The organism is Streptomyces sp. NPDC005402, assembly GCF_040606575.1.
GTDB lineage: Bacteria > Actinomycetota > Actinomycetes > Streptomycetales > Streptomycetaceae > Streptomyces.
The window spans coordinates 1-25216 of the sequence record NZ_JBEXFB010000037.1; the positions used below are offsets into that span (position 1 = coordinate 1).

Here is a 25216-nt window from a genome sequence, read left to right on the forward strand (position 1 = left end):
CTCAACTCCCTCGCCGACTACCTCACCAAGGTCGGAACCACCGGCCAGAAAACAGAGCAGAACTAACCCTCAGGATTTCTGGCGCAGCACACTAGTGCCGCATCAGGCAACGTTTGCCCTGTCGATCACTTCACGTAGCCGTTCGTCGGCGGCGTGCTTGTTCCGCCAGATGATGTAGCGGCGGATCATGCTGCCCTGTTCTTTGTGGCTGGCGTGGTCCGTGCCGTCCAGGGCGAAGTAGCGCAGGGCGGTGAACTGGGCCTCGATGCGGTTCAGCCAGGAGCTGTTGGTCGGTGTGTAGGCGAACTCGACGTTGTTGGCTGCGGCCCAGTCGCCGACCCGGGAGTCCTTCTTTGTGGTCAGGTGCGGGGAGAAGTTGTCGAGCACGATCGCGATCCGGATGTCCGACGGGTAGAGGCTGCGCAGGTAGCGGCAGAACTGAAGGAACCTCGTCCGGTTCTTCTTCGGCTTGATGTGGCCGTAGAGCTTGTCTTGGGCCAGGTCGTAGGCGGCGAACAGGTGCCGGACCCCGTGCGGGCGGGTGTAGGTCGCCCGCCGACGGGGTCTCGGCTCCCGGTCGGGGTCCTTGTGCCGTCCGCCGCGCTCGGCCCACTGTCGTCCGGGATGGGGCTGGAGGTTGAGGGGGCCGAACTCGTCCAGGCAGAAGATGACTTCCGGCTCGCCGTCCTCGGGTATGACCTCGCCGTCGGCGATCGCGTAGAGGTGCTCGACGCGGGCCTTCTTGGCGGCATAGTCCGGGTCGCGGGAGGTCTTCCAGGTCTTTATGCGTTGAAAGGACACGCCCTCCTCGCGGAGCAGGACCCGCAGGCCCTCGTGGCTGATGTCGTCGACCACCCCCTCGGCGACCAGGAAGTCGGCCAGCTTGGCCAGGCTCCAGGTCGAAAACGGCAGGCCGTGCTCGGCAGGCTTGGACTTGGCGATCTTCTTGATGTCGCGCCGCTCGGGCAGGGTGAACGTCCTGGGCCGGCCGCCCTTGTACTTCGGGTAGAGCGCCTCGAAGCCGTCGGCGTTGAAGTTGTGGATCACGTCCCGAACCCGGTCCGCGCTGGTGAACGTCACCTCGGCGATCTTCGCCACGTGCATGCCCTGTGCGGACAGCAGCACCATCTGCGCCCGCCGCCAGGTCACCACCGACCCGGTGCCTCTGCGGATGATCCGCAGCAGGCGCCGCCCCTCGTCATCATCGATATCGCGGACGCGTACTCGTTCTGCCACCCGCACAGCCTGGCGACACCGCGCCGTCCGGACCAGCATCCAAACGGCGCGTCACGTCACAACACGGGTATCGGCGCACGCGTCACTATGCGTTGGGGTCACGCAGGCCGACTGCGTCATGCCGCCAGAACGGCTCTGCATAAACCAGTGTCCCCGTCATCCATGGCTCATGCTCCGGGAACCTGATGACCTGAAAGGCACCGTCCGGGATACGCAGGGATGGCTTTCGAAAGCCCAGGCCACCACCGGGCGCGAAGCCGAAACGCGAGTAATAGCCCGGATCACCCTCCAGGAAGACGAGGGGAACAGCCCGCTCGGCGAGGATCCCCAGTCCGTGTCGGACCAGGGCCGAGCCGATACCCCGCTTATGGAGCTCAGGCATCACTGCCAGCGGACTGAGGACTTGCACGTCAACCAGCCGGCGAGGGGCATCGAGAAGACTGCGGGTGAACATGACATGCCCGACGACCTGCCCGTCGTGCTCGGCGACCAGCGAGAGACCGTCCTCGGGTGTGATGGTGTCCCGCAGGGTATCGACCAGGTCGGCCACGACAAGGCCATGGTCACCGAAAGCCTGCAGGTGAACATCCCGCACGGCCTGTCTGTCACTCGGAAGTTCTTCGCGAAGATCCATGCCCGGAGGGTAAAGGCCCCTCCGGATAGTTTGCACACGGTTTTGGAGCCGGAAGGACCCGCGGCCAGTGACCGCTCAGTTGCACACCGGCCCAGCGTCCGAACCGAACGCTCGCTCCGACGGGGCGAAGGTTCGCTGATGCGGCGCTAGTCGATGTCGGCTGGTGGAGGCTGTCGATCAGCGCGATGAAGTCCCGCCCGCCCATGCCGCGACGTTTGCCCTTGCCCGCTCGGTGGGTGCGCAGGCGGCGGCACAGCCGGGTCCGGGAGTCGGCCGCATGGCGATCATCCCGGCCCCGGACAGTCCGCCCGAGCGTCGTCCGCTCACCGTCGCCTGCGGGATGTGGCCGCACCGGCGGTGCTGAATCACCGTGCAACATCAGGAGGCCCTGTTGCCGCAGTTCTCCATGTCGATGGGCGGGCAGTCCCGGCAGTCACGCTGGAGTGTGACCGCCTGGCTCACCGGCTCGGAAACGGCGCCAGCGATAGGGGTGGCGGCTGCCTCTTCAACCGGCGGGCATGACGGACGCGGAGTGGGCAGCCGGAGGCGTACTGACGCCATGCGACTCTCGATGCGACCCGCTATTCGGATCCGGACAGGCGGAGCCGATGTTCTCGCAGCGGCGCTGTAGGACACCGATCTGGGAGGATGCCACGCAAACACGACTTCCGTCCGTGATCAAAGGCGTCGACGGCTTTGATCATCAGGGGTCGCATCTCTCGTTGCCGAAGCAGACGAACCGCTCACGGCGGTGCGCACGCATGATCAGGCCATCACTCCAACTCGGAACGCATCAGCCCTGACGATCACCTCACGCGAGTTTCGCCTGCGCCGCATTGTCTACGCCTCTGATCAGCCTTGATTGACAACTCTGTGCCGCTCAGAATGGCTTGTGCAAAGGCCAAACTGCAGCGAGTCGCGCGACGAGCGGCTCCAGGTGGCACTTCCCGGGCCGCAACTCATCCTGCTCAACACGTTCGCGGTCATCCTCAAGGTCTCCGGCGAGCTGGTCGCCGCGACGATCCGCACCATTCGTCCAGCCCACCGCCGAGGTGGTCCGTGCCCAACTGGACAACGTCGTCGACATGCTCGCCCGGCAGTTCCCCAACGTCAGAGACATGTTCCTGGACGCCAAGGAGGACTTGACCGCCTTCACGGACTTCCCTGAGCGCCACTGAAGAAAGATTCAGTCCACCAACCCGCTGGAACGACTCAACCGCGAGATCAAGTGCCGCACCGACGTCGTCCCGATCTTTCCCAACCCCTCGAATGACTCGCAACCGCCGTGCTCGTCGAAATGCACGACGAATGGATTGTATTCCCCCGCCGCTACCTCCCCGAAGGCAGCACGGACAAGATCTACCCGAAGGAAACAGACCAGCTCGGCCCGATTACACCACCGCAGGGGACATGAGCGCACCAGCCCACTGGAGCACGCCAGGAGCGCAGATCGACAGCATCACGGATATGCAATTTCGAATGACGGTAAAGAACGCAGTCGGCAAAACGCTTGCCGTAGGAATCCTCAGCGCGGTCGCAATGCTGGGAGCTACAGGCAGCGCTAGCGCCGCGGAATGGATTTACATCGGACAGGTACAAGGTTACGGTCAAGGAGGGGATCGCAGCCACGCGTACGCTAACGCCATCAATGACGCATTCAGGAAAGGCGAAACCGGAGGGATCGCCGGAGCCCTACGTAACCAAAGCAAGGTATTGCAAGAAGGCTGGGTCCGCAACCAATATTACGTCCTGATCGAAGACGGCTGCGATCGCCTTGTGAGTAACAGCGCAATACGCTCCCCACTGACCTCCACTGATCGGATCCGTCCAGGCCCTAGCGTGCTTCACGCCAGGGCCGCTCCGACTGAGGCCGGATACGGCCTGCGGGCACGAAGGTGGACTGGCGAGAGGGCGTCAACCTCGCGCTTTCACGAGGTGGGCTGTCCAAGCACCGATCAACGACCTCGTGCACGGTTCGCCGTGGCTCGGCGCACGAGTAGCTCGTTGAACTGAGCATGGTGGCACGGGAATTGATCGTGGCGGAGTACCGGGTCACCGGGTTGTCGCCAGCAGTGATCGCTGAACTCGTCGCTGCGGTAGGGCCGTTGTGGCACGAACAGCACCAGGCACGCCTGGCGGCCCGGCCGCGGCGGCGGGCTGTAGGAGCCAGAGGAAGCACAAGTTCGTCTTCGTCGACCGACTGCTGGTCACATGGGTGAGTCTGCGCCATGGCACCACTCATGACGTGCGCGCGTGAAAGCGGTCCTTGACCTTGGCGGCCTCGTCTTCGACAGCTCCGCACACTCGCGGTGTATCCGAAGCAGCGCCGCCCGGTCGGCGGCAGGCCGCGCTCGACGCGCTGGCGCATCTCCCGCTGCTCCCACTCCGGCATCTGCCCGACCTCGCCGGGCCGGCGAGGAGGCGGCCAGCGGCCGTCGTGAGGTCCGACTCGGGACTCTGGACGCACAGCACGGACACCTCGTGCTTGCGGAGAATCTCGATTCCCTCGGCCGGTTCGCGCCGGTTCCGCCAGAGCATGTAGACGATGATGACGTCGACTTCGCCGCGCTGCACGACAGCCATGAGGAGCTCTCGCTTACGCGATCACACCTACCGACCGTCCCTCGCCCCCTGGCCGAGGGAAGCACAAGCAGCTACCTCGATCGCCTCCCCGGGCGGGTATACCCGATGCATTCTGTCAGGCATGGCGCACACAACGATCAAGGCCGAGAGCAGTGTCCGGGACCGGCTGGCGATCCTGGCCGCCGAGAAGGACACCACGATCGCGGGGCTCGTCGGCGAATTCGCCACCCACACCCTCACACAGAGCGAGCGGGACGAGCAGGTCGCGAAGACCCTCGAAGTCCTGCACGCGCTCTCCGGCTATGCCCCGGATCCCGAGCAGGACCGCGCAGCGGACGATGAGCTCACGCGCCGGCTCGGCAGCGCCGCGTGAACCCTGTCGCCTCTGTCGATGTAGTCCTCGACGACAGCGCTCTGCTCGCTCTGGGCTCGGGCAAGGTCCTGGCCTCCCGCCTTGTGTACCAGGCCGCCGAGACCGGGGCCTGGCGCGTCCACGTCGCGCTGGCCACACTCGCCGAAGCGGACCGGGTACGCACCGGACTCGCCGGCCACCTCGGCATGCTCGACCAGGTGGTTTTTCATCCGCTCGATCTCGCCGCCGTCCTGGCCGCCTCGGGCCACGAGCGGTCTCTGGGCTGGTGCCACACCCACCATGTGGCCATGCCCGGCCCCGAGCGCCCGGAGGGGGCACGCGTCGCCACCGTCCAGCCCAAGGCCTGGGACAAGGCCGGCGTCCGGGTGCTCGACCTCGCTCCGTGAGATACACCCAACCCCTGAGTAACTCTGGGTCGCGCCGGAGTACCTGGAGCGCTGCCGCACCGCGGCCCTGGACTCGCCGGTCTCGGCCCCGAGCTGGGATCCGCCGGCCGAGGACCTCCTGGACGCCGGCTGGGCGGTCTGGGGCCTCCTCCGGCACTGACGGCTTCGGGCCCCCCGCCCTCGCCGCGTCGCGGCCGCCGCCTGCGGCTTCGGGCCGGGGTTCGACGGCGACGTACGCGCCCACCTGGTGCAACACCTCGACGTGCGGCGGGAGTTCTACCGTGCAGCCGCGCGGCGCGGGCAGTGCGTGGTCGTCTGGATCGACTGACCGCACCCCCACTCCAGGGCGCCCGCCCCGAAACCCGTGACCAATCACATACGTTGTGCGTAGCCGTCCGGTAGCGCACTGTCAGTGCTTGCGCCTACGCTTGTGCGCATGTCCCCCGATTCCGTGACCCCTGGTTCCGTGCGTTCTGCTGCCGAGGTGAACGAGCAGATCCGGGCCCTCTGGATGCGCGCCGGCGGCACGCTGTCGTCACAGGAGCGCGCGGAGTACGAGCTGTTGGTGGTCGAATGGGCGGCCGCCATCCGCGGTGCCGTCATCGAGGCGGCCTGAGTCCCGAAAAGAAGGCGCGTCCCTCGAAGTGAGGTCATGCCATGAGAGCGATCGTCGTGGGCGCGGGCGTCGGAGGACTGACCGCGACACTGAGCCTGCTCCGAGCCGGCCATGACGTGACCCTGGTCGAGCAGTCGCGGCGGCTCACCGAGATCGGCGCCGGCATCCAGCTCGCCCCCAACGCCACCCGCGTACTGCGCCGTCTGGATCTGCTCGACGCCGTCGCGGAACACGCCACGCGTCCGGCCCACGTGAGCTTCCGCACCTGGTCCGACGGCTCCGAGATCTGTCGCTACGTCATCGGTCGCGAGGCGGAGGAGGAGTTCGGGGCGCCGTACCTCCAGGTCCACCGGGCCGATCTCCAACAGGCCCTGGCCGCCGCCGTACCGCCCGATGCGCTGCGCCTGGCCACCACCGTCGTGGGGATCGACCAGGACGACAAGGCGGCCCATGTGACCACGGCGAGCGGTGAACGCCTGGACGCCGACCTCGTCGTGGCCGCCGACGGCATCCGTTCCCCCGCCCGCCAGTGGCTCTTCGGCGCGGACGACGCGGTGTTCTCGCACACCGCCGCCTACCGGGCCCTGCTCCCCGCCGCCGAGGTCGCCGACCTCGACCTCCCGGAGTACGCCGCCTGGCTCGGCCCCGGCCGCCACGTCGTCCACTACTGGCTGCGCCGCGGCGAACTCCTCAACGTCGTGGCGGTGTTCGTGACGGACCGGACGGCCCAGGAGTCGTGGACCGCGCGGGCGGAACCCGGCGAGCAGCTGCGCGCCTTCGCCGGCTGGGACCGCCGGTTGCTGACCCTCCTCGACCGCGCGGGCCAGGTCCTCCGCTACGGCATCCACACGCGCGCCCCGCTTCCCCGCTGGAACGTCGGCCGGGTCACGCTGCTCGGGGACAGCGCCCACGCGATGGTGCCCTTCCAGGCGCAGGGCGCGGCCCAGGCGATCATGGACGCGGCCGTCCTCGGCGACTGCCTCTCCGGCACGACACCGGACGAGGTGCCCGACGCGCTGGACCGGTACGTCCGCAGGCGCGCCCCCGCCGCCACGGCCGTGCAGGCCGGCTCAGCGCGTGCGGGCCACGACTACCACCTGCCGGACGGCCCCGAGGCCGAGGAGCGCAACGCCCGCCTGGTCGCCCTCGCGGCCGAGAACAGGTTCGGCCCGCACGCGGCCGCCTGGCCGGTCGACGTCCTGGCCGACGGCTGACCCCCGCCCCTCGACCGCCTCGCCCATCCACCATCCCGCCCTCCGAATGTCACCGCACGCCCCTTGGCTCGGCCCGCCCCATGCCCAACACTGAGCCGATGACGCAGCGTGTGGAGCTCGCGACCGTGATGGACCGGCTGGCCGTGGACGCACTCGTCACCGACTACGCCGTGGCCGTGGACGACGGCGACTGGGAGGCGTACCGAGGACTGTTCACCTCCGACGGGAGGGCCGACTACCGCTCGGCAGGCGGGGTCGAGGGGGACGCGCGGCAGGTCGCCGCATGGCTCGCGGAGAGCCTGACGCCGTTCTCGATGCGGCAACACCTCATCGTCAACCGCCGCGTCCGGTTCGGCACCCTGGACCAGGACACCGGTGACACGGCCCGCGTCCAGGCCGACTACATCAACCCCATGCGCCTCGCCGACGACACCCCCTCCACCGCCCCCGACTTCGTCTGCGGCGGCCGCTACGCGTTCACCCTGCTGCGCACGGACGAGGGCTGGCGGCTGCGCGCGGTCGTCGTGCGCGAGAAGTGGCGCCGCCCGCCGGACCCCCGGCCCGCACCTGTGATCAACTGAGCCGACGCCCTCGGGTGGTCAACCACACGCACACCGGAGACCCACACGGGGTAGGAGGCGGCGTATGAACACGTTCGGCCACTGGCTTGCCTCCCCATGGCGGCGCTCGACCGTCGCGGTGCTGGCAGGCGCCCTCCCCGTCCTCGCGTTCCCCGCACCGTCCCTGTGGTGGTTCGCCTACGTCGCCCTCGTCCCCTGGATCGCGCTGATCCGCTCGGCTCCCACGGCGAAACGGGCGGCGTACGACGGCTGGGCCGGCGGCTTCGGTTTCATGGTGGGGATGCACCACTGGCTGCTGCCGAGCCTGAGCGTGTTCATCTTCGTCATCGGCGCCCTGCTCGGCGCGCTGTGGGCCCCGTGGGGCGCGCTCGTACGGCACTTCCTGGCCGGAACGGCCGGGACGGCCGGGACGGCCGGGACGCCCTCGCCCGGCCGGATCGCCGCCGCCCTGGCCGTACTGCCGTCGGGCTGGCTCGGCATCGAGCTCGTCCGCTCCTGGCAGGGGCTCGGCGGCCCGTGGGGCGTACTCGGCTCCAGCCAGTGGGAGGTCGCACCGGCCCTGCGGCTGGCCTCCGTCGGCGGGGTGTGGCTGATCAGCTTCCTGATCGTGGCCGTCAACGTCTCGGTCGCCGTACTCGTGACGGTCCGCGAGTCCCGGGCCCCCGCGGTGGCGGGCCTCGTCGCCACGGCCGCCGTGACCTCGGCGGCCTGGATGTGGTCACCGCGCCCCGACACGGGGGGCAGCACCCGGATCGCCGTCGTCCAGCCCGGAGTCATCGACGGCCCCGACCGGCGTTTCGCGCGCGAGGAGCAGCTGACCCGCGATCTCGCCGGGCAGGACGTCGACCTGATCGTCTGGGGCGAGAGCAGCGTCGGGTTCGACCTCGATGACCGGCCCGACCTGGCGAAGCGGATCGCGGCGCTCTCCGCGGAGACCGGCGCCGACATCCTCGTCAACGTGGACGCCCGCCGCTCGGACAAGCCCGGCATCTACAAGAGTTCGGTGCTCGTCGGCCCCGACGGGCTCACCGGCGACCGCTACGACAAGATGCGCCTCGTCCCCTTCGGCGAGTACATCCCGGCCCGCTCGCTGCTCGGCTGGGCCACCTCGGTCGGCAAGGCGGCGGCCGAGAACCGCAGGCACGGCTCCGAGCAGGTCGTGATGAACGTCGGCCACGGGCTGAAGGTCGGCCCGATGGTGTGCTTCGAGTCGGCGTTCCCCGACATGAGCCGTCATCTCGCCGAGGACGGCGCCCAGTTGCTGATCGCCCAGTCGGCGACCTCGTCCTTCCAGAACAGCTGGGCCCCCGAGCAGCACGCCTCGCTGGCCGCCCTGCGCGCCGCCGAGTCGGGCCGGCCGATGGTGCACTCGACCCTGACCGGCGTCTCCGCCGTCTACGACGCGAGCGGACAGCGCGTCGGCGAGTGGGTCGGCACCGACTCCAGCACCTCGCGCGTGTACGACGTACCGCTGGCGACCGGGACGACGCCGTACGTCCGCTTCGGCGACTGGCCGGTGCACGCGGCCCTGCTGGTGCTCCTCGCGTGGTGTGCCACCGCCGGCCTGCGCGCGCTTCGGCTCAGGCGGAGCGCTCCAGAACCGCTCGTACCACCCGCTCGCACAGCTCATGGGTCGCCAGCGCGTCCCGGGCGCTGAGCACCTTTCCCGCGCGCACGGCGTCGAGGAAGGTGAGCACCGCCTGCTCGATGCCGCGCTGCCGGGCCACCGGCACCCAGTCACCGCGCCGCCGCACGGTCGGCTGGCCCTTGTGGTCGATCACCTCGGCGAGGTTGAGCACCTGCCGCTTGGTGTCCTGCCCGGACACCTCCAGGATCTCCTCGGCCGAACCGCTGAGCCGGTTCATCACCCCGAGCGCGGTGAAGCCGTCCCCGGCGAGCTGGAGCACGACGTGGTGCAGCAGCCCGTCCTCCACACGCGCGCGTACGGTCACGTCGTCGACCGGCCCCGGCACCAGGAACCGCAGGGTGTCGACGACGTGGATGAAGTCGTCGAGGATCATCGTGCGCGGCTCCTCCGGGAGCCCGATCCGGTTCTTCTGCATGAGGATCAGCTCGCGCGGATGGTCGGCGCACTGCGCGTACCCGGGGGCGAACCGCCGGTTGAACCCGACGGCGAGACTCACGTCGCGCTGCTCGGCGAGCGCCACCAGCCGTTCGGAGTCCGCGAGTTCGTAGGCGAGCGGCTTGTCGACGTACGTCGGTACGCCCGCCTCCAGGAGCCGCGCGACGAGCTCGGGGTGCACGCTCGTCGGCGCGTGCACGAAGGCGGCGTCCAGGTCCTGGGCGAGCAGCGAGTCGAGGTCCCGGTGCCGTTGTCCCTCGGGAAGGCGGAGCCCGTCCGCGACCCGGCTCAGCGTCGCCGGCGTCCGTGTCTGCACATGCAGTTCGATGCCGGGCCGGCCGCCGAGCACCGGCAGATACGCCTTCTGCGCGATGTCACCGAGTCCGATGCAGCCGACCTTCACGTGGACTCCTCCGACGGTTGTCTCCCAGGCTCTGCCCGAAGCATACGGCGGCCGCGCCGCGCCCCGGCCGGCGCGGCGGAATTCGCTGGTGGCCAGGGGTGAGGTGGGTCAGGATGCGAGCATGACGACTCAGCGCGCCGAACCCGCGACCACGGCCGACGAACGCAGCATGCTGGAGGGCTGGCTGGACTACCACCGGCAGACCCTGGCCCTGAAATGCGAGGGCCTGACCGACGCCCAGCTCAGGACCGCCTCGGTGGAGCCGTCCACGCTCTCCCTGATGGGCCTGGTGCGGCACATGACGGAGGTGGAGCGCAGCTGGTTCCGCCGGGTCCTGACCGACGACGACGCCGGGCCGATCTACTACAGCGAGGCCGACCCGGACGGCGAGTTCCGTCTCAGCGAGGCCGACACCTGGCAGGAGGCGTACGGCACCTGGCAGGCCGAGATCGGGAAGAGCCGGGAGAACGCCGCCCGCTTCGGCCTGGACGACATCACCCTGGGCAAGCACCGCCGGACCGGAGAGCGGTTCAACCTGCGCTGGCTCTACACCCACATGATCGAGGAGTACGCCCGCCACAACGGCCACGCCGACCTGATCCGCGAGCGCATCGACGGCGCCACCGGCGACTGACGTCAGCACCGGGAGGCCCGAGCACGCCGTACGGGGTCGGAGATCACTCGTGCGGGGCAACCTGCGCTCGTCCGCTGTCGCCGAGGTCGCCCGAACCAGCAGAGTGACGCGGGTGCATCGAACCACGACTACCGCAACGCTCCTGGTCACCGTGGCTGTATCGGCCCTCACGGGCTGTGTGACGGTCCAGCGTCCACCCGTGTCCGGGCCGGCGACGACGGCACCGTCGCAGGTGCCGGGGCCGGGGGACACCCGTCCGGAGGGTCAGGCGGAGCCGCAGATCGTGCAGGCTCCGGCCCAGGAGGCGCTGTCCATGATCGAACCGTCCCCGTCCTCGAAGCCGGGCGGAACCGCGCCCCGTGACAGGGCCCCGGAGACCGTGGCGACCTCCGGGCGGCCGCAGGACCGACAGCCGGCCCACGTGCGTCCGGAGCGTCCCGCGCACCCGGCACATCCGCAGCCGTGGCACCCGGACGCCCCGCACCACCGCCAGCCGCGCGTCGAGATCCCGGACGTGGCCAAGTCCGTCCCCAAGTCGGTTCCCAAGGGCCCGAAGGACGTCTGCGCGCTGGGCAGGAAGTACGGCGGCTGGCAGGAGGGCAGCCCCGAGACGGTCATCTGCGAGCGGACCTACGGGCGTTGAGGCCCGCGGGTCTCAGGGCCGCTGCCGCGGCGGCCCCCATCGTCCGTCACCGGATCCCCCTTCGCCGAGCCGCAGCTCAAGTCTGCTGATCGCCGCCCGCACCCCGTCGCTGTAGCTGTCCTCCCCCAGGGCGTCCGCCGCCCTGCGAGCCCGGCGCAGATGGGTGCGGGCGGCGTCCGCGCGGGCCAGCCGCACGTAGTCGACGGCCAGATTGAGGTGCAGCGAGGGATACAGGGCGCGCACGGCGAGCGCGCTCTCGTGCCGGGCCGGCCGGTCGTCGGTGAGTTCCTCGGCGGCCGTCAACGCCCTGAGGTCCCAGGCGAGTTCGTCGCAGGGGTCGTCCTGGGCGTCGGCCATGTAGTGCGCCAGCGTGCAGCGGTGCAGGGGATCGCCGTCCTCGCCGATCTCCGCCCACAGAGCCAGGAAGCGGTGGCGGGCCTCCTCGCGGTCCCCCGCGTGACACAGCATGACGACCTGCCCGATCCGTGTCATCACGGCATCCGGCGCCGTCTGCTCCTGTCGCTCCGTCAAAGCGTCCTCCGGGCCTTCGTCGGCTGTCGTCGCTGTCCCCCCGACGCTAGGGCCTGTCCGACGGATCATGTCGGCGGCGCGTGGCCGGATACGCCCATCTGTGGCGCCGTCGCCGGGTGCCGGGTACCCCACGCCCGGCGGCGTTCGCGGGGGGATTCAGGTCGGGTCACCGGCCTTCCGCCACACGGCTGCCGCACCGTCCCCCGCACAGACGCGGACAGGGCACCGCGCCCGCCCCGGAGCCGACTCGACTCTCCGGACGGGCGCCGTGGCCCCCGCCCCTCACCATCCCGGTCGGGCGGGAGACCGGGCCGGCCGGTGCGGCACCGGCCCGGAGGAGGGGTCAGCCGAGGTTCGGGATCGTCCAGTCGATGGGCTCGTGGCCCTGCTGGGCGACCGCCTCGTTGATCTGCGTGAACGGGCGGGAGCCGAAGAACTTCTTCGCCGACAGCGGGGAGGGGTGCGCGCCCTTGACCACCACGTGCCGGCTCTCGTCGATCAGGGGGAGCTTCTTCTGCGCGTAGTTGCCCCACAGCACGAACACCGCCGGGTCGGGCCGCTCGGCCACCGCGCGGATCACCGCGTCGGTGAACTTCTCCCAGCCCTTGCCCTTGTGCGAGTTGGCCTCTCCGGAGCGGACCGTGAGCACCGCGTTGAGCAGCAGGACGCCCTGCTGGGCCCACGGCATGAGATAGCCGTTGTCCGGGATCTCCAGGCCGAGCTCCTCCTTCATCTCCTTGTAGATGTTCCGGAGGGAGGGCGGGGTCCTGACACCCGGGCGGACCGAGAAGCACAGGCCGTGTCCCTGGCCCTCGCCGTGGTACGGGTCCTGACCGAGGATCAGGACCTTCACCCGGTCGTACGGCGTCGCGTCGAGGGCGGCGAAGACCTCCTCGCGGGGCGGGTAGACAGGACCCTTCGCCCGCTCGTCCTCGACGAACTCCGTCAGCTCCTTGAAGTAGGGCTGCTGCAGCTCGTCGCCCAGAACCCCGCGCCAGGACTCGGGCAGCATGGCGGTGTCGGTCACGTCAGTTCCTCACGATGTGCGGTCACTTGCAGACCTCAGAACCTACAGGCGCCCACTGACAATCGCCGCTACCAGCTGGTCTTCCAGTACAGCTCCCACATCGTCATCATGGTCGCCGGGTCGATGACCTTCTCGAGACCTGCGATCTCCTCGCTCGCGGCCACGTACTGCTTGCCCTGCCACAGCGGCACCAGCCGTGCGTCGTTCACGAAGACCTGCTGGGCCTCCTCGATCTGGGGTCCGACAGCCCCGCGGTCGCTCTCCGCGCGCGACTCCGGCAGCAGTTTGCCGGTGATCTCGGGGGCGTCGTACGGGGTGCCGAGAGCGTTCTGCTTGCCCACGAAGGGAGCGATGAAGTTGTCGGCGTCGTGGAAGTCGGGGAACCAGCCGCGCCCGAACACCGGGTACTCACCGTTCTGGTAACCCTCGACGTAGGTCTTCCACGGGCGGCTCTTGAGGGTGATCGTGAACAGGCCGGAGGCCTCCAGCTGCTTCTTCAGCTCCTGGAAGGCGGGCTTGGTCGTGGAGCCGTACCGGTCGCTGGTGTACCAGAGGGTCAGCGGGACACGCTCGGTGATCCCCGCTTCCGTGAGGAGCTTCTTGGCCTTGGCCACGCTGGGGTCGCCGAAGTCGTCGAAGAAGCTCGTGGTGTGACCGGTGAGTCCGGCGGGGACCATGGAGTACAGCGGCTCGACGGTGTCCTTGTAGACGTAGTGCACGAGCGCCGGGCGGTCGACGATCTGGGCGACGGCCTTGCGGACCGCGGGCTTCGCGGACCACGGGTCGCGGGGGTTGAACACCAGGTAGCTGATCTCGGTGGTGGGGTTCTCGATGAGCTGGAGCCCCTCCTTCTGCTGGTTGACCTCGATGTCCACGGTGTCGGAGGCGCCGAGCCCGCGGTAGACGACCGAGATCTCCTTGTCCTTGAGGGCCTTGACCATGTCGTCCGACCGCTGGAAGTAGCGGATGGTGACGGCCTTGTTCTTGAGGTCCGCTATGCCCTTGTAGTTGTCGTTGCGGACAAGCTCGGCCTTCTCGCCCTCCTGGTAGGAGTCGAGGCTGTAGGGCCCCGAGCCATTGATCTTCCCGTCCTTGCGGATGGCGGTCGCGGAGTACTCCTCGGGGTCCACGATCGACATGGCCGGCGTGGTGAGCACCAGGGGGAAGGTGGCGTCGGGCTGGCTGAGGTGGAAGACGACCTCGCGGTCGCCCTTCGTCTGCACCCGGGAGAGCGTTCCCAGCAGGCCCGCGGGGCCGCCGTTGACGTTGATCTTCTTGATCCGGTCGAACGAGTACTTGACGGCCTCGGCGTCCAGCGTGTGCCCGTCGGAGAACTTCAGCCCCTCGCGCAGCGTGCAGCTGTACACGGTGCTCGACGAGTCCGTGAACTCACAGTGCTCGGCGGCGTCGGGTTCGGGGTCGGACGCGCCGGGGGAATAGTTCAGGAGCGTCTGATAGACGTTGCGGAACAGCTCCCAGGAGTTGTCCCAGGAGGCCGCGGGGTCCAGCGTGGCCGGGGCACTGGTGGTCCCCACGACGATCGACTTCCCGCTGTCGGAGGAGTCCGAGGAGAACACACCACATCCGGCCACCGTGGATATGGACACGAGTGCCGCGAGCGGCGGCAGGTATCGGTTCCGCTTGAACACGCGCTTGCTCCTCGAGATGCCGTGCCGAGAGTCGGCAAAACATACCGCAGCGCCACGCACACTCAACCGGTTCGGTCACAGGCGGCTTGATCGTCTCATCGGTGATGACCCTGTATTGCCGCTGTGAGGCTTTTGTGCGTCGACACGGGCGCCGTCGGTGTCAACGGGCGCCCGTGCCGAGGCGACGAGGGTCAGCCCACGCCGGCGTTGAGGAAGATGCCGCCGTCGACGACGAGCGTCTGGCCGGTGACCCAGTCGGACTGCGCCGAGGTCAGGAAGGCCGCGGCGCCGCCGATGTCGGAGGGCACGCCGAGCCGGGCCAGCGGGTAGGACGCGGCGGCCTCGGCCTCGCGCCCCTCGTACAGGGCCGACGCGAACTTGGTCTTGACCACGGCCGGAGCGATCGCGTTGACCCGCACTCCCGGCGCGAACTCGTGCGCGAGCTGCTGGGTGAGGTTGATCATCGCGGCCTTGCTGACGCCGTACGCGGCGATGAAGGGCGAGGGCGCGATGCCCGCGACGGAGGCGATGTTGACGATCGCGCCGCCGTTGTCCTTCTGCCAGGCGTGCCAGGTCCTCTGCGCGAAGCCGAGCGCGGAGATCACGTTGGTCTCGAAGACCTTGCGGGCCACGTTCAGGTCCAGGTCGGCGATGGGCCCGAACACCGGGTTGGTACCGGCGTTGTTGATCAGGTAGTCGACACGGCCGAAGGCGTCCATGGCGCGCTCGACGGCGACCCGCTGGTGCTCCTCGTCGTGCGCCTTGCCGGCGACATAGACGGCGCGCTCGGAGCCGAGCTGCTCGACGGCCTCCTTGAGCGCGTCCTCGGTGCGGCCGGTGATGACCACCCGGTCGCCGCGCGCGACGAGCGCCTCGGCGACGCCGTAGCCGATACCGCGGCTGGCGCCCGTGATGAGCGCGACCTTGCCCGAAAGCTCGGGGAGTTGCGAAGTCATGGTCCCGTTCCCCTAGTCGAGCGGTCCGCCGGCGACGTACAGCACCTGGCCGGAGACGAATCCGGCCGCCTCGCCCGTGAAGAAGGCGATGGCGTTGGCGATGTCCTCCGGCTCGCCGACGCGCGCGACCGGGATCTGGGTGGCGGCCGCGGCCTTGAACTCCTCGAAGCCCATGCCGACGCGTTCGGCGGTCGCGGCGGTCATGTCGGTGGCGATGAAGCCGGGGGCGACGGCGTTGGCGGTGATGCCGAACTTGCCGAGCTCGATGGCGAGGGTCTTGGTGAAGCCCTGGAGCCCGGCCTTGGCGGCGGAGTAGTTGGCCTGGCCGCGGTTGCCGAGCGCCGAGGAGGAGGACAGGTTGACGATCCGGCCGAAGCCCGCGTCGACCATGTGCTTCTGGACGGCCTTGGTCACCAGGAACGAGCCCTTGAGGTGCACGTTCAGGACGGTGTCCCAGTCGGCGACGCTCATCTTGAACAGCAGGTTGTCGCGGAGCACGCCCGCGTTGTTCACGAGGATCGTCGGCGCGCCGAGCTCCTCGGCCACGCGCGCGATGGCGGCCTGCACCTGTGCCTCGTCGGAGACGTCCGCGCCGACCGCGATGGCCCGGCCGCCGGCCGCGGTGATCTTCTCCACGGTGTCCTTGCAGGCGGCCTCGTCGAGATCGATCACGGCGACCGCGCGGCCCTCGGCCGCCAGTCGTACGGCGGTGGCGGCGCCGATGCCGCGCGCGGCACCGGTGACGACGGCTACCCGCTGCTCAGTGGTGGACATTGCTGATTCTCCTCGCCCTTGAGAACGTTCGGCCCGACCGGGTCGGTGAGCGACCGCTTAGTACCTTCGGCAGACGTGACGCTAGAAGCCCTGGCACGCGGTGTCAACGTCCCACGGGACCGGTGTGATCCATTACCTCACCAGCAGGTCGAGCAGGCGCTCCGGTTCGGCCGCCGGATCCAGGGTGAGTCCGGTGTGCACGGGGCCCGGCTGGACGATCGCGGAGCGGGGGGCGACGAGCCACCGGAAGCGGCGTCCGGCGTCGTCCCGCGCGGCCGGTCCGGCGGCCTCCCTGCCCTCACAGACCGCCTCGACGGCCCGCAGCGCGGCCCGGACACCGGCCGCGTCCGCGTCCGGGTCGAGCGCCCGCAGCCGGTCCTCGTCGAGGTGGGTGCGCACGCCGACGTAGGCCTTGGCGCGGCAGTACACGAGCACGCCGGCGTTGATGCACTCACCGCGCTCGATCCGGGGGACGACCCGCAGCAGGGCGTACTCGTAGACGTCCCGCTCGCTGCTGCGGCCGCCCCTGATGACGTGGCGCTCGACCACGCTGCCGGCCATGTGGATGTGGCGCTCGCTCACTTGCCCCCCTCGATGCCGGTGATGCGTTCGTGGACCGCGGCGGCCCGCAGGAGCAGGGGCCGGGCGTACGCCCTCCTGAGCTCGTCCGGGGTGCCGAAGCCGGGCTCCTCCGCCAGCCAGGCGTCCGGGATCTCGGCGGTGACCTCGGCGAGCAGGTCCTCGGTGACCCGGGGGGCCAGTTCGGCGGCGGCAGCGGCGACGTCCGGCGCGAAGGGCCTCAGGACGTGGTCCGAGGCGTCGTAGGGACGGGCGGCGGACTTCTCGGCGCCGGGCCAGTTGTGCTGCCAGATCATGGTCGCACCGTGGTCGATGAGCCACACCTCGCGCCGCCACCACAGCAGGTTGGGGTTGCGCCAGGAGCGGTCGACGTTGTTGACCAGCGCGTCGAACCAGACGATCCGGCCCGCCTCCTCGGGGCTCACCGGGAAGGCGAGCGGGTCGAAGCCGAGCGCTCCGGAGAGGAAGTCCATGCCGAGGTTCGTGCCGCCGCTGGACTTGAGAAGCTCCTGCACCCGCTCGTCCGGCTCGCCGAGTCCCAGGTCGGGGTCGAGGTCGAGCGTGCGGAGCCGCGGCACCCGGAAGCCGAGCCGGCGGGCGAGCTCCCCGGCCACCACCTCGGCGACCAGCGTCTTGCGACCCTGGCCCGCGCCGGTGAACTTGATGACGTACGTCCCGCGGTCGTCGGCCTCGACGAGCCCCGGCAGCGAGCCGCCCTCACGCAGAGGCGTGATGTAGCGGGTCGCGATGGCTTCCTTGAGCATCGCCCCAGGTTACTGGGGGGTGTCTGAACAACAGGCACTCCGGGGCCGTACCTCAGGGCAGTTCGGATTCCGTGGAAGGGGACGTCAGCATGGCCAGCGAATCGATTCATCCCGCATCGGCCCCCAGTCGCCGGGTCGTCGTGGCGGCGGTCGGCGCGGCGGGGCTCGCCCTCACCTTGAACGCGTGCGGGTCGGAGGACGAGCCCTCCTCGTCGTCGGACACGGCCGCCGCCGGCAGCGTCCTGGCGAAGACCTCGGACATCCCCGAGGGCGGCGGCAAGATCTTCAAGGACTCGGGGGTCGTGGTCACCCAGCCCACGGCGGGTCAGTTCAAGGCGTTCTCGTCGAAGTGCACCCACCAGGGATGCGCGGTGTCGGGCATCACCGACGGGGTCATCACCTGTCCGTGCCACAAGAGCGAGTTCTCGGTGGCCGACGGCAGCGTGAAGAAGGGTCCTGCGACCCAGCCGCTGCCCGAGGAGAAGATCACCGTCAGCGGCGACTCCATCTCGCTCGCATGAGATGTCACCCGCGGCGGGACCGTTGCAGACAGGCCAGCACCTCGTCCGTGGTCGCGAGGGTGGCGACGAGGGCGAGCGTGTGACGGATCATCGCCGGGATGTAGTCGGAGGGCACCCCGGCGACGGCGTCCGTCACCACCACGGCCCTGTAGCCGCGGTTCACCGCGTCGAAGACGGCGTTGGGCACCGCCACGTTGGCGGAGACCCCGGTCACGACCAGGGTGCGGCAGCCGAGGTTGCGCAGCAGCGCGTCGACCTCGGTGCCCTGGATCGGCGACAGGCCGTGCAGCCGCCGTACGACGAAGTCCTCCTCGCGCACCTCGATCGGGGCCGCCACCCGCACCGCGGTGGTCCCGGAGAGCTGCTGGACGGGCAGGCGCTCGGCGGCGCTGAAGAGGCGGGCGTTGCGGTTCGCGCCGCGCCCGTCCGGACGGCGTTCGGCGATCGCGTGGATCACCTGGACCCCGCTGTCGTGCGCGGCGGCGACCAGGCGGGCGACGTTGGCGAGAGCGCCCGAGGCCCGTGCCGCGTGGGCGAGTTCGGGCAGCGCGCTCTGCGGTCCGACGACGCCTTGCTGGCACTCGACGGTGAGCAGGACGGTGGCCCCGGGATCGAGCAGTTCGCTGAGTCGGTCGTACGACGGCACGGCTCCCCCTCGTCGCCGGTGGTCCGGAGCCGGTGACAGTAGCCACCATTGCGTGGAGACGGAAGACAACCCATCCTTTTCTGACGTGATGTCAGAGGATCTCTCCTCTGGCACGACGTGAGAGACAGAGGGGGATGTATGACCGTCACTCAGCGCCGGGGCCGGAAGATCATGATGACGCCGGGCGAGCTGGACGAGTTCCTCACCAGCCAGCGCACCTGCCGGGTCGCCACGGTCTCCACCGACGGCGCTCCGCATGTGAGCACGCTGTGGTTCGCCTGGGACGGCACCTCGATGTGGCTGTACTCCGTGGTGCGCAGCAAGCGCTGGACGGACCTGCGCCGCGATCCGCGGGTCGCGATCGTGGTCGACACGGGTGAGGAGTACGACGAGCTGCAGGGCGTGGAGCTGTCAGGTGCCGTGGACTTCGTGGGCGAGGCTCCCCGAACCGGCGAGCTGTGCGCGGAACTCGACGTCCCGGAGACGCTGTTCGCCCGCAAGAACTTCCGCCTGGAGGAGATGCCGCACGACGGACGGCACGCGTGGATACGGCTGACCCCGGAGAAGATCGTCTCCTGGGACTTCCGCAAGCTCGGCTCGGCGTAGGCCTGTCCGGCGGACGACGACCGCGAAGGACAGCGCCTCACCGGCGCCTTGACGCGGGCCCGTTCCGCCGGACCGCACGGGTTCAGGCGCAAACGGCTTTCTCCGCAGCCGACTTCAGTGCCTCGACCGCCGCCCGGATCGACGGGCGGCGGTCGGCGTCCGCACGCCACACGGCGTAGATGTGCCGGCTGACCGACTGCCGCACGGGCACGGTCCGCACGCCCTCCGGGACCGGCCCGCGCCCCAGCCGGGGCGCCACGCACACGCCGAGTCCGGCGCCGACCAGGGCGAGTTGGGTCGGATGCTCCTCCGCGCGGTGCGCGACGCGCGGTTCGATGCCCTTGGAGCGCAGGGTGTGCATCAGCCACTCGTCACAGAACTCCCCCTCGCCCCAGGTGATCCAGTCGTCGTCGGCGAAGTCCTCCAGGTCGACCTCGCTGCGGTGCGCGTGGCGGTGGGTCGCGGGCATCGCCACATCGGCCGTGTCGTCGACGATCGAGGCCTTCACCAGCCCCTCCGGCATGGGCAGGGGCTTGTTGTACCAGTCCAGGACGACCGCGAGGTCGTGGTCCCCGCGGAGCACGGCGAGGACCGCGGCCTCCGGCTCCATCTCGCGCGAGCCGATCCGCAGGTCCGGATGCGCCGAGCGCAGTCCGGCGATCGCGACGGGGAACAGTCCACGCGCTGCCGTCGGGAACGCGGCGAGTCGCAACTCCCCGACCACTTGGCCGCGTTGGGCCTCCAGGTCGGACTGGGCGAGTTCGACCTGGGACAGGATGCGTGCCGCGTGGTCGGCGAGGAGCCGGCCGGCGTCGGTGAGCCGCACCCCCCGGCCGTTCTTGGCGAGGAGCTGCTGGCCGACCTCGCGCTCCAGCTTGGACATCTGCTGGGAGACGGCCGAGGTCGTGATGTGCAGGCCCTCGGCGGCGCCGCTGACCGAGCCGTGCCGGGCGAGGGCGTCGAGGGTGCGCAGACGCTCCAGGTTCAACATGTAAGCGATCCTACGAGATATCTCGCTGAAATTCTCGCTTGTGCTACGAGATCATGTGCTGGATCGTGGTCGGCATGACCACCGCGACCGTCACCGAAGCCCCGGTTCGGGACTCCCGCCGCCCTGCCCTCGACTGGCGCCTGCGCTTCGGCGTGCTGTCGCTGATCTGGGGATTCAGCTTTCTGCTCATCAAGGTGGGCACCGAGGGGTACGCGCCGTTCCAGGTGACGCTCGGCCGCCTGTTGTTCGGGGCGCTAGTGCTGGTGGGGGCAATGGTGGTGAAGCGGCAGCGGCTGCCTCGCGGGGTGCGGACATGGGGGCACCTGGCGGTAGCCGCGTTCCTGTTGAACGCGCTGCCGTTCTCGCTCTTCGCCTACGCGGAGTTGACGATCCCGTCCACGCTGGCGGGGATCTGCAACGCGACCTCACCGTTGTGGGGGATGGTTCTGTCCCTCGTCGCACTGTCCGAGGACCGGCCCACGCGCGTGCGTGTCGCGGGGCTGGGGCTCGGGTTTCTGGGAGTGCTGACCGTTCTCGGTGCGTGGCAGGGCTTCAGCGGGCTGGACTTCGCCGGCACGGTGATGGCTCTGCTGGCCTCGCTCAGCTATCCCATCGGGTGGATCTACGTGCGGCGGACGCTGGCGGGGGTGGGGTACTCCCACATATCCCTGACGGGGGCGCAGTTGCTGCTGGCCACACTGCAACTGGCGGTCATCACACCGCTGTTCGCCGGGATACCGACGCACATCGAGGTGCTTCCCCTGCTTGCCGTCGCCGGTCTCGGCGCGCTCGGTACGGGAGTGGCCGTGCTCCTGCAGTACGGGCTGGTGGCGGAGGTGGGGCCGACGACCGCGCAGATGGTCACGTACTTCATTCCGGTCATCGCCACGGGGGCGGGGATCGCGGTGCTCGGGGAGTCGGCGTGGTCGTTATGGCGGGGGCCGCGTTGACTCAGGTGCGGCGGGGTTCCTAAGGGGGTGGGATGCGTGGACTGTTGGCGGGCGCGGGTCGCATGTGGCAGGCCGCGCCCCTGGGTAGGTTGGCTTTCCGCCTCTATACATGGTTCCGCGTCGATGCCGGGCCCACAGACTTCGCGATCGCGTCCGCCAGCGGGGGGACTTCGTCGCCCCCCAGCGTCGCCACCGTCACCCTGATTCCCTGCGGGGCGCCCATCCTGAAGCGGGCTCCCGGGGCCACCGCCCAGCCCGCGTGCAGCAGGCGGGACACCGCGCCCGTCTCGTCCGGGACCGGGATCCACACGTTGAGACCGCTGCGGCCGTGGGCCTCGACTCCGCGTTTCGCCAGTGCGTCGATCAGCCGGTCGCGGCGCTCGCGGTAGGCGGCCGCAACCCTCGTGGTGTCGAGCACGCCGTCCGCCCACAGGTGCGCCACCGCCCGTTGGGTGATTCGGCTGACCCAGCCGGGGCCCAGGCGGTGGCGGCCGTGGACACGGTCGACGGTGACCTCGTCGCCGGTGAGCACGGCAAGGCGCAGATCGGGGCCGTAGGCCTTGGCCACCGAGCGGACGAAGGCCCAGTGGCGGGTGACTCCGGCCAGGGGGTGCAGGGGGAGGTCGACGATGCCGTGGCCGTGGTCGTCCTCGACGAGGAGGACGTCCGGATGCTCCTCGAGGACCGCGCGGAGGGCACGCGCACGTGTGGCGGTCACCGAGGCGCCGGTCGGGTTCTGGGCCCGGTCGGTGACGATCAGGGCTCGCGCGCCCGACTCCAGGGCCCGGCGTACGTCTTCGGGACGCGGCCCCTCGTCGTCGACGCCCACCGGGGCGATCCGCAGCCCCAGCGCCGGGACCAGGTCGAGGAGGCTCCCCCAGCCGGGGTCCTCCACGGCGACCGTGTCACCCGGCTTGAGGTGGGCGGCCAGGACGCGCTCGATCACGTCGAGGGATCCGGAGGCGACGGCGAGAGGGCCGTCCGGAACGCCGTCCGCGTCGAGGGCCTTGCGCGCCAGGCGCGCCAGGTCCGGGTCCACACTCGCCTCTCCGTACAGGACCGGCTCGCGGTCGCCCTGTGCGGCGGCCGCCGCGAAGGCAGGCGCCAACGGGGGCAGCAGTGCGGGGTCCGGGTTGCCGTTCGCCACGTTCCGCACGCCGTCCGGGACCTCGACCCCGATGTACTCGCGCCCCGTGGTCGCCGGCTTCGACCGGACCCGGCTGCCCCTGCGCCCGGCGGTCTCGATGACCCCGCGCTCCCGCAGAGTGCGGTACGCCGCCGCGACCGTATTGGGATTCACCCCCAGCTCGTTCGCCAACTCTCGCATGGGAGGCAGCAGTTGGCCGGGCTCCAGCTTTCCGGCACCCACCGCGCGCTCGATGCCGGCCGCAATCTCTGCTGCGCGTCGCCCTGTGATCCGATATTCTCCTAGCACAAAGCAGATTATGCACTAGTGCAATGGAGACCGCAATGCAGGGGACCACCGCGACCACGCCGGAGCCGACCGCCTACGCGCCGACCGACCGCACCGTCCCGACGCGCTCCCCCGACCGGGCCTCGTACGACCGGGACCTGGTGCACTCGATACTCGACGAGGGCTACGTCTGCCACCTCGGCTTCGTCCGGGACGGCACTCCGGTGGTGCTGCCCACGCTGTACGGGCGGGTGGGCGAGCGCCTGTACGTCCACGGCTCGACCGGTTCGCGCCCGCTGCGGATGACCGGCCAGGCCGACCCCGGGCTGCCGGTGTGCCTGACGGTCACCCACGTCGACGCGCTGATCCTGGCCCGCTCGGCCTTCCACCACTCGATCAACTACCGGTCCGTGGTGGTGCACGGACTCGCGTACGACGTCACGGACCCCGAGGAGAAGCGCCTCGCCCTCGACGCCCTGGTCGACCATGTGGTTCCCGGGCGGGCTCACGACTCCCGGCCCGCCAACAAGAAGGAGCTGGCCGCCACCGCCGTCATCCGCCTCGACCTCGACGAGGTCTCCGCCAAGCTCCGCACCGGCGGTGTCAACGACGAACCCGAGGACCTCGCCCTCCCCCACTGGGCCGGCGTGGTCCCGCTGCGCAAGGGCTACGGCACCCCGGTCGCCGACGCCGACCTGGTCCCCGGTACCGAGGTCCCGGACTACCTGGCGGTGCTGTGATGCTGATCCACCCCTGGGACGCGGCCCGGGACGACGCCGAGTGGCAACAGTGGCTGGCCGTCCACGACTTCGGGCAGCTCGCCGTCAACGGCCTCGCGGGCGAGCATCCGTTCGTCCAGCCGCTGCACTTCGCCTTCGACCCCGCACGGGGCGAGGTCCTCACCCACCTCGCGCGGCCCAACCCGCTGTGGGGTGCGCTGGAGGCGAGTCCGGACTGCCTGCTGAGCGTGGTCGACGACTACGCGTACATCCCGGGCCCGTGGCAGGCCGACCCGGACGGACCGTCCGAGCACGGCACGCCCACCAGCTTCTACGCGGCGGTCCAGCTGCGTTGCCGGGCCCACGTGGTGGACGACCCGGCCGAGAAGGCCTCGCTCCTGAACCAGCAGGTCGGCCACTTCCAGCCGGAGGGCGGCTCCGCGCGCGTGGCGGTCGGCGAGGTGCCGTTCGGGAGGATGCTGTCGGGGATTCGCGGGCTGCGGCTCGAAGTGACCGGCGTACGGGCGAAGTTCAAGTACGCCGGCAAGCGGACCGCGGAGGTGCGGGAGCGGATCGCGGACGGGCTGGCGGACCGGGGCGGTCCCGGAGACGCGGCGGCACGCGAACACCTGCTGCGGCGGCAGCGCGCCTGAAGGAGGGGCCCTTCACCGAGAAGGGCCCCTCCGTCTGTCAGGCGGGTACCCGCGCCTCCGTCACCGCGAGTCCCGCGACCGCGCCCAGCATCAGCACGGTGCCGAGGACGACGGCCGGGGTGAGGCGCTCACCGAACAGCAGGACGGCCAGGACCGCCGCGCTCACCGGTTCGAGCAGCATGATCACGGAGACGGTGGTGGAGCGGACGACCGCGGCGGCCGCGAAGTAGAGGCCGTAGGCGAGAGCCGTGGGGACGGTCGCCAGGTAGCCCAGCAGAACCAGGAGCAGCCCGGGTCGGGCCGTGTGCGGGAGCAGGCCCTCGTCCAGCGCGAGGGGCAGCAGACAGAGGCTGGTGACCGCGAACACCGCCACGGACGTCCCGGAGGACTCCGCCCGGGCGGCGCGGGTGATCAGCGTCATCACACAGCAGCCGGCCGCCGACAGCAGCCCGAGCAGCACACCCGTCGGGCGTACCGACGCGTCCGCACCGCCCAGCATCAGCACACCGAGTCCGGCGAGTGCTCCGGCGACGGCGACGGCTCCGCCGCGCCCGAGCCGCTCCCCGAGGGTGAGGCGGGCCCCGAGCGCGATGAGCACGGGTCCGGCGCCGAGGGTGACGACCGTGGCCACGGCGAGCCCGGTGGACCGTACGGCGGCGAAGTAGGCGGTCTGGAACACCGCGAGCCCGACGCCCGACGCGCCGACCCGCAAGGCCCTGCGGCCGAACGGTTCCGAGATGGCCGTACGCGCGCGTGGCCGTACGAGACGGACGGCGAGCAGCACCGCCAGCCCGGTCGTGCAGCGCCAGAAGGACAGGGACACCGGGCCCAGGTCACTGGTCCGGTAGGTCAGGGAGGCTACCGCTCCGGCGGTGCCCCAGGTGGTACCGGCGATGATCAGGTAGACGAGGCCTCGCCCTACGGGCAGGCCTGAGGAAGCATGCGACACGTGTTCTCTCCGCAGTCGCGCCGAGGCGCGGAAGTTCGGAAGAGGACGCCCGCTCACCGGCGGGGTCCGCGGACTTCGTCTGCGGGCAGCACCGTTCAGCC

General features: G+C 70.2%; 26 protein-coding genes and 2 pseudogenes. 14 read left to right on the forward strand and 14 right to left on the reverse strand.

Annotation, left to right across the window (positions count from 1 at the left end; genetic code table 11):
* Positions 1-102 precede the first annotated feature (102 nt).
* Positions 103-1236, reverse strand: coding sequence for an IS630 family transposase (locus tag ABZT02_RS41685; RefSeq protein WP_356027689.1), 1134 nt, complete (start codon positions 1234-1236; stop codon positions 103-105).
* An 85-nt stretch (positions 1237-1321) separates the two neighbouring features.
* Positions 1322-1870 carry an N-acetyltransferase gene (locus ABZT02_RS41690; protein WP_356027691.1) on the reverse strand — a complete coding sequence of 183 codons (549 nt, stop codon included), beginning with the start codon at positions 1868-1870 and terminating at the stop codon, positions 1322-1324.
* A 979-nt stretch (positions 1871-2849) separates the two neighbouring features.
* On the opposite strand from ABZT02_RS41690, the pseudogene ABZT02_RS41695 reads away from it, so the two are divergent.
* From ABZT02_RS41695 to lnt, 7 genes and pseudogenes are all read left to right on the forward strand, one after another.
* A pseudogene (locus ABZT02_RS41695) lies at positions 2850-3284 on the forward strand (transposase); the annotation flags it as partial.
* A 1290-nt stretch (positions 3285-4574) separates the two neighbouring features.
* Complete coding sequence (locus tag ABZT02_RS41700; RefSeq protein ID WP_356027694.1) at positions 4575-4826, forward strand: hypothetical protein; 252 nt, start codon at positions 4575-4577, stop codon at positions 4824-4826.
* Positions 4823-5212, forward strand: coding sequence for a hypothetical protein (locus tag ABZT02_RS41705; RefSeq protein WP_356027696.1), 390 nt, complete (start codon positions 4823-4825; stop codon positions 5210-5212). Before ABZT02_RS41700 ends, ABZT02_RS41705 begins: the two co-directional genes overlap by 4 nt.
* A gap of 436 nt (positions 5213-5648) precedes the next feature.
* Positions 5649-5828: a hypothetical protein gene (locus ABZT02_RS41710; protein ID WP_356027698.1), complete on the forward strand. Its 180-nt coding sequence runs from the start codon at positions 5649-5651 to the stop codon at positions 5826-5828.
* Between the two features lie 41 nt (positions 5829-5869).
* Positions 5870-7042: an FAD-dependent monooxygenase gene (locus ABZT02_RS41715; RefSeq protein WP_356027701.1), complete on the forward strand. Its 1173-nt coding sequence runs from the start codon at positions 5870-5872 to the stop codon at positions 7040-7042.
* Positions 7043-7140: 98 nt separating this feature from the next.
* Positions 7141-7623, forward strand: a complete 483-nt coding sequence (locus tag ABZT02_RS41720) for a nuclear transport factor 2 family protein (RefSeq protein WP_356027703.1) — start codon at positions 7141-7143, stop codon at positions 7621-7623.
* Between the two features lie 64 nt (positions 7624-7687).
* Positions 7688-9280: an apolipoprotein N-acyltransferase gene (gene lnt, locus ABZT02_RS41725; RefSeq protein WP_356027706.1), complete on the forward strand. Its 1593-nt coding sequence runs from the start codon at positions 7688-7690 to the stop codon at positions 9278-9280.
* On the opposite strand, the gene ABZT02_RS41730 is transcribed toward lnt, so the two are convergent.
* Positions 9204-10109 (reverse strand): Gfo/Idh/MocA family oxidoreductase, encoded by a 906-nt coding sequence (locus ABZT02_RS41730; protein WP_356027708.1) that lies wholly within the window; start codon positions 10107-10109, stop codon positions 9204-9206. The genes lnt and ABZT02_RS41730 overlap by 77 nt on opposite strands.
* A gap of 121 nt (positions 10110-10230) precedes the next feature.
* Here ABZT02_RS41730 and ABZT02_RS41735 point away from each other — a divergent pair, with 121 nt between their 5' ends.
* Both ABZT02_RS41735 and ABZT02_RS41740 read left to right on the forward strand, forming a co-directional pair.
* Positions 10231-10743, forward strand: coding sequence for a DinB family protein (locus ABZT02_RS41735; protein WP_356027711.1), 513 nt, complete (start codon positions 10231-10233; stop codon positions 10741-10743).
* A gap of 199 nt (positions 10744-10942) precedes the next feature.
* The gene (locus ABZT02_RS41740) at positions 10943-11386 is read left to right on the forward strand and encodes a hypothetical protein (RefSeq protein ID WP_356027713.1); all 444 of its coding nucleotides are present in this window, start codon (positions 10943-10945) and stop codon (positions 11384-11386) included.
* Positions 11387-11398: 12 nt separating this feature from the next.
* Here ABZT02_RS41740 and ABZT02_RS41745 read toward each other — a convergent pair whose 3' ends face one another.
* The 7 genes from ABZT02_RS41745 to ABZT02_RS41775 all read right to left on the reverse strand — a co-directional run bounded on the left by ABZT02_RS41745 (position 11399) and on the right by ABZT02_RS41775 (position 17666).
* Positions 11399-11917: a hypothetical protein gene (locus tag ABZT02_RS41745; protein WP_356027716.1), complete on the reverse strand. Its 519-nt coding sequence runs from the start codon at positions 11915-11917 to the stop codon at positions 11399-11401.
* A 343-nt stretch (positions 11918-12260) separates the two neighbouring features.
* A complete protein-coding gene (locus tag ABZT02_RS41750) occupies positions 12261-12944 on the reverse strand; it encodes a uracil-DNA glycosylase (protein WP_356027718.1) in 684 nt (227 codons plus the stop codon).
* Between the two features lie 68 nt (positions 12945-13012).
* Positions 13013-14593, reverse strand: a complete 1581-nt coding sequence (locus ABZT02_RS41755) for an ABC transporter substrate-binding protein (RefSeq protein ID WP_356027720.1) — start codon at positions 14591-14593, stop codon at positions 13013-13015.
* 191 nt (positions 14594-14784) lie between these two features.
* The gene (locus ABZT02_RS41760; protein WP_356027724.1) at positions 14785-15549 is read right to left on the reverse strand and encodes an SDR family oxidoreductase; all 765 of its coding nucleotides are present in this window, start codon (positions 15547-15549) and stop codon (positions 14785-14787) included.
* 12 nt (positions 15550-15561) lie between these two features.
* Positions 15562-16323: a 3-oxoacyl-ACP reductase FabG gene (fabG, locus tag ABZT02_RS41765; protein WP_356027727.1), complete on the reverse strand. Its 762-nt coding sequence runs from the start codon at positions 16321-16323 to the stop codon at positions 15562-15564.
* Positions 16324-16455: 132 nt separating this feature from the next.
* Positions 16456-16905 (reverse strand): DUF3037 domain-containing protein, encoded by a 450-nt coding sequence (locus ABZT02_RS41770; protein ID WP_356027729.1) that lies wholly within the window; start codon positions 16903-16905, stop codon positions 16456-16458.
* Positions 16902-17666, reverse strand: coding sequence for a HipA family kinase (locus ABZT02_RS41775; protein WP_356027732.1), 765 nt, complete (start codon positions 17664-17666; stop codon positions 16902-16904). The genes ABZT02_RS41770 and ABZT02_RS41775 overlap by 4 nt, the downstream gene beginning before the upstream one ends.
* Before the next feature lie 89 nt (positions 17667-17755).
* Between ABZT02_RS41775 and ABZT02_RS41780 the strand changes: the two genes are divergently transcribed.
* Positions 17756-18187: a Rieske (2Fe-2S) protein gene (locus ABZT02_RS41780; RefSeq protein ID WP_356027734.1), complete on the forward strand. Its 432-nt coding sequence runs from the start codon at positions 17756-17758 to the stop codon at positions 18185-18187.
* Between the two features lie 4 nt (positions 18188-18191).
* Here the strand turns inward: ABZT02_RS41780 and ABZT02_RS41785 are convergent, their stop codons facing one another.
* A complete protein-coding gene (locus ABZT02_RS41785) occupies positions 18192-18833 on the reverse strand; it encodes a cysteine hydrolase (RefSeq protein WP_356027737.1) in 642 nt (213 codons plus the stop codon).
* Between the two features lie 138 nt (positions 18834-18971).
* Between ABZT02_RS41785 and ABZT02_RS41790 the strand changes: the two genes are divergently transcribed.
* Entirely contained in the window at positions 18972-19439 is a 468-nt protein-coding gene (locus ABZT02_RS41790; protein WP_356027739.1) for a pyridoxamine 5'-phosphate oxidase family protein, read from the forward strand.
* A gap of 82 nt (positions 19440-19521) precedes the next feature.
* Here the strand turns inward: ABZT02_RS41790 and ABZT02_RS41795 are convergent, their stop codons facing one another.
* Entirely contained in the window at positions 19522-20430 is a 909-nt protein-coding gene (locus tag ABZT02_RS41795; protein WP_356027741.1) for a LysR family transcriptional regulator, read from the reverse strand.
* A gap of 38 nt (positions 20431-20468) precedes the next feature.
* Between ABZT02_RS41795 and ABZT02_RS41800 the strand changes: the two are divergent.
* Positions 20469-21403: pseudogene (locus tag ABZT02_RS41800) on the forward strand (DMT family transporter).
* A gap of 80 nt (positions 21404-21483) precedes the next feature.
* Here ABZT02_RS41800 and ABZT02_RS41805 read toward each other — a convergent pair.
* The gene (locus tag ABZT02_RS41805) at positions 21484-22815 is read right to left on the reverse strand and encodes an aminotransferase class I/II-fold pyridoxal phosphate-dependent enzyme (protein ID WP_356027744.1); all 1332 of its coding nucleotides are present in this window, start codon (positions 22813-22815) and stop codon (positions 21484-21486) included.
* Positions 22816-22850: 35 nt separating this feature from the next.
* On the opposite strand from ABZT02_RS41805, the gene ABZT02_RS41810 reads away from it, so the two are divergent.
* Both ABZT02_RS41810 and ABZT02_RS41815 read left to right on the forward strand, forming a co-directional pair.
* The gene (locus tag ABZT02_RS41810) at positions 22851-23534 is read left to right on the forward strand and encodes a pyridoxamine 5'-phosphate oxidase family protein (RefSeq protein WP_356027746.1); all 684 of its coding nucleotides are present in this window, start codon (positions 22851-22853) and stop codon (positions 23532-23534) included.
* Positions 23534-24166 carry an FMN-binding negative transcriptional regulator gene (locus ABZT02_RS41815; RefSeq protein WP_356027749.1) on the forward strand — a complete coding sequence of 211 codons (633 nt, stop codon included), beginning with the start codon at positions 23534-23536 and terminating at the stop codon, positions 24164-24166. The genes ABZT02_RS41810 and ABZT02_RS41815 overlap by 1 nt, the downstream gene beginning before the upstream one ends.
* Before the next feature lie 37 nt (positions 24167-24203).
* Here the strand turns inward: ABZT02_RS41815 and ABZT02_RS41820 are convergent, their stop codons facing one another.
* A complete protein-coding gene (locus ABZT02_RS41820; protein WP_356027751.1) occupies positions 24204-25115 on the reverse strand; it encodes an EamA family transporter in 912 nt (303 codons plus the stop codon).
* Positions 25116-25216: the final 101 nt, after the last annotated feature.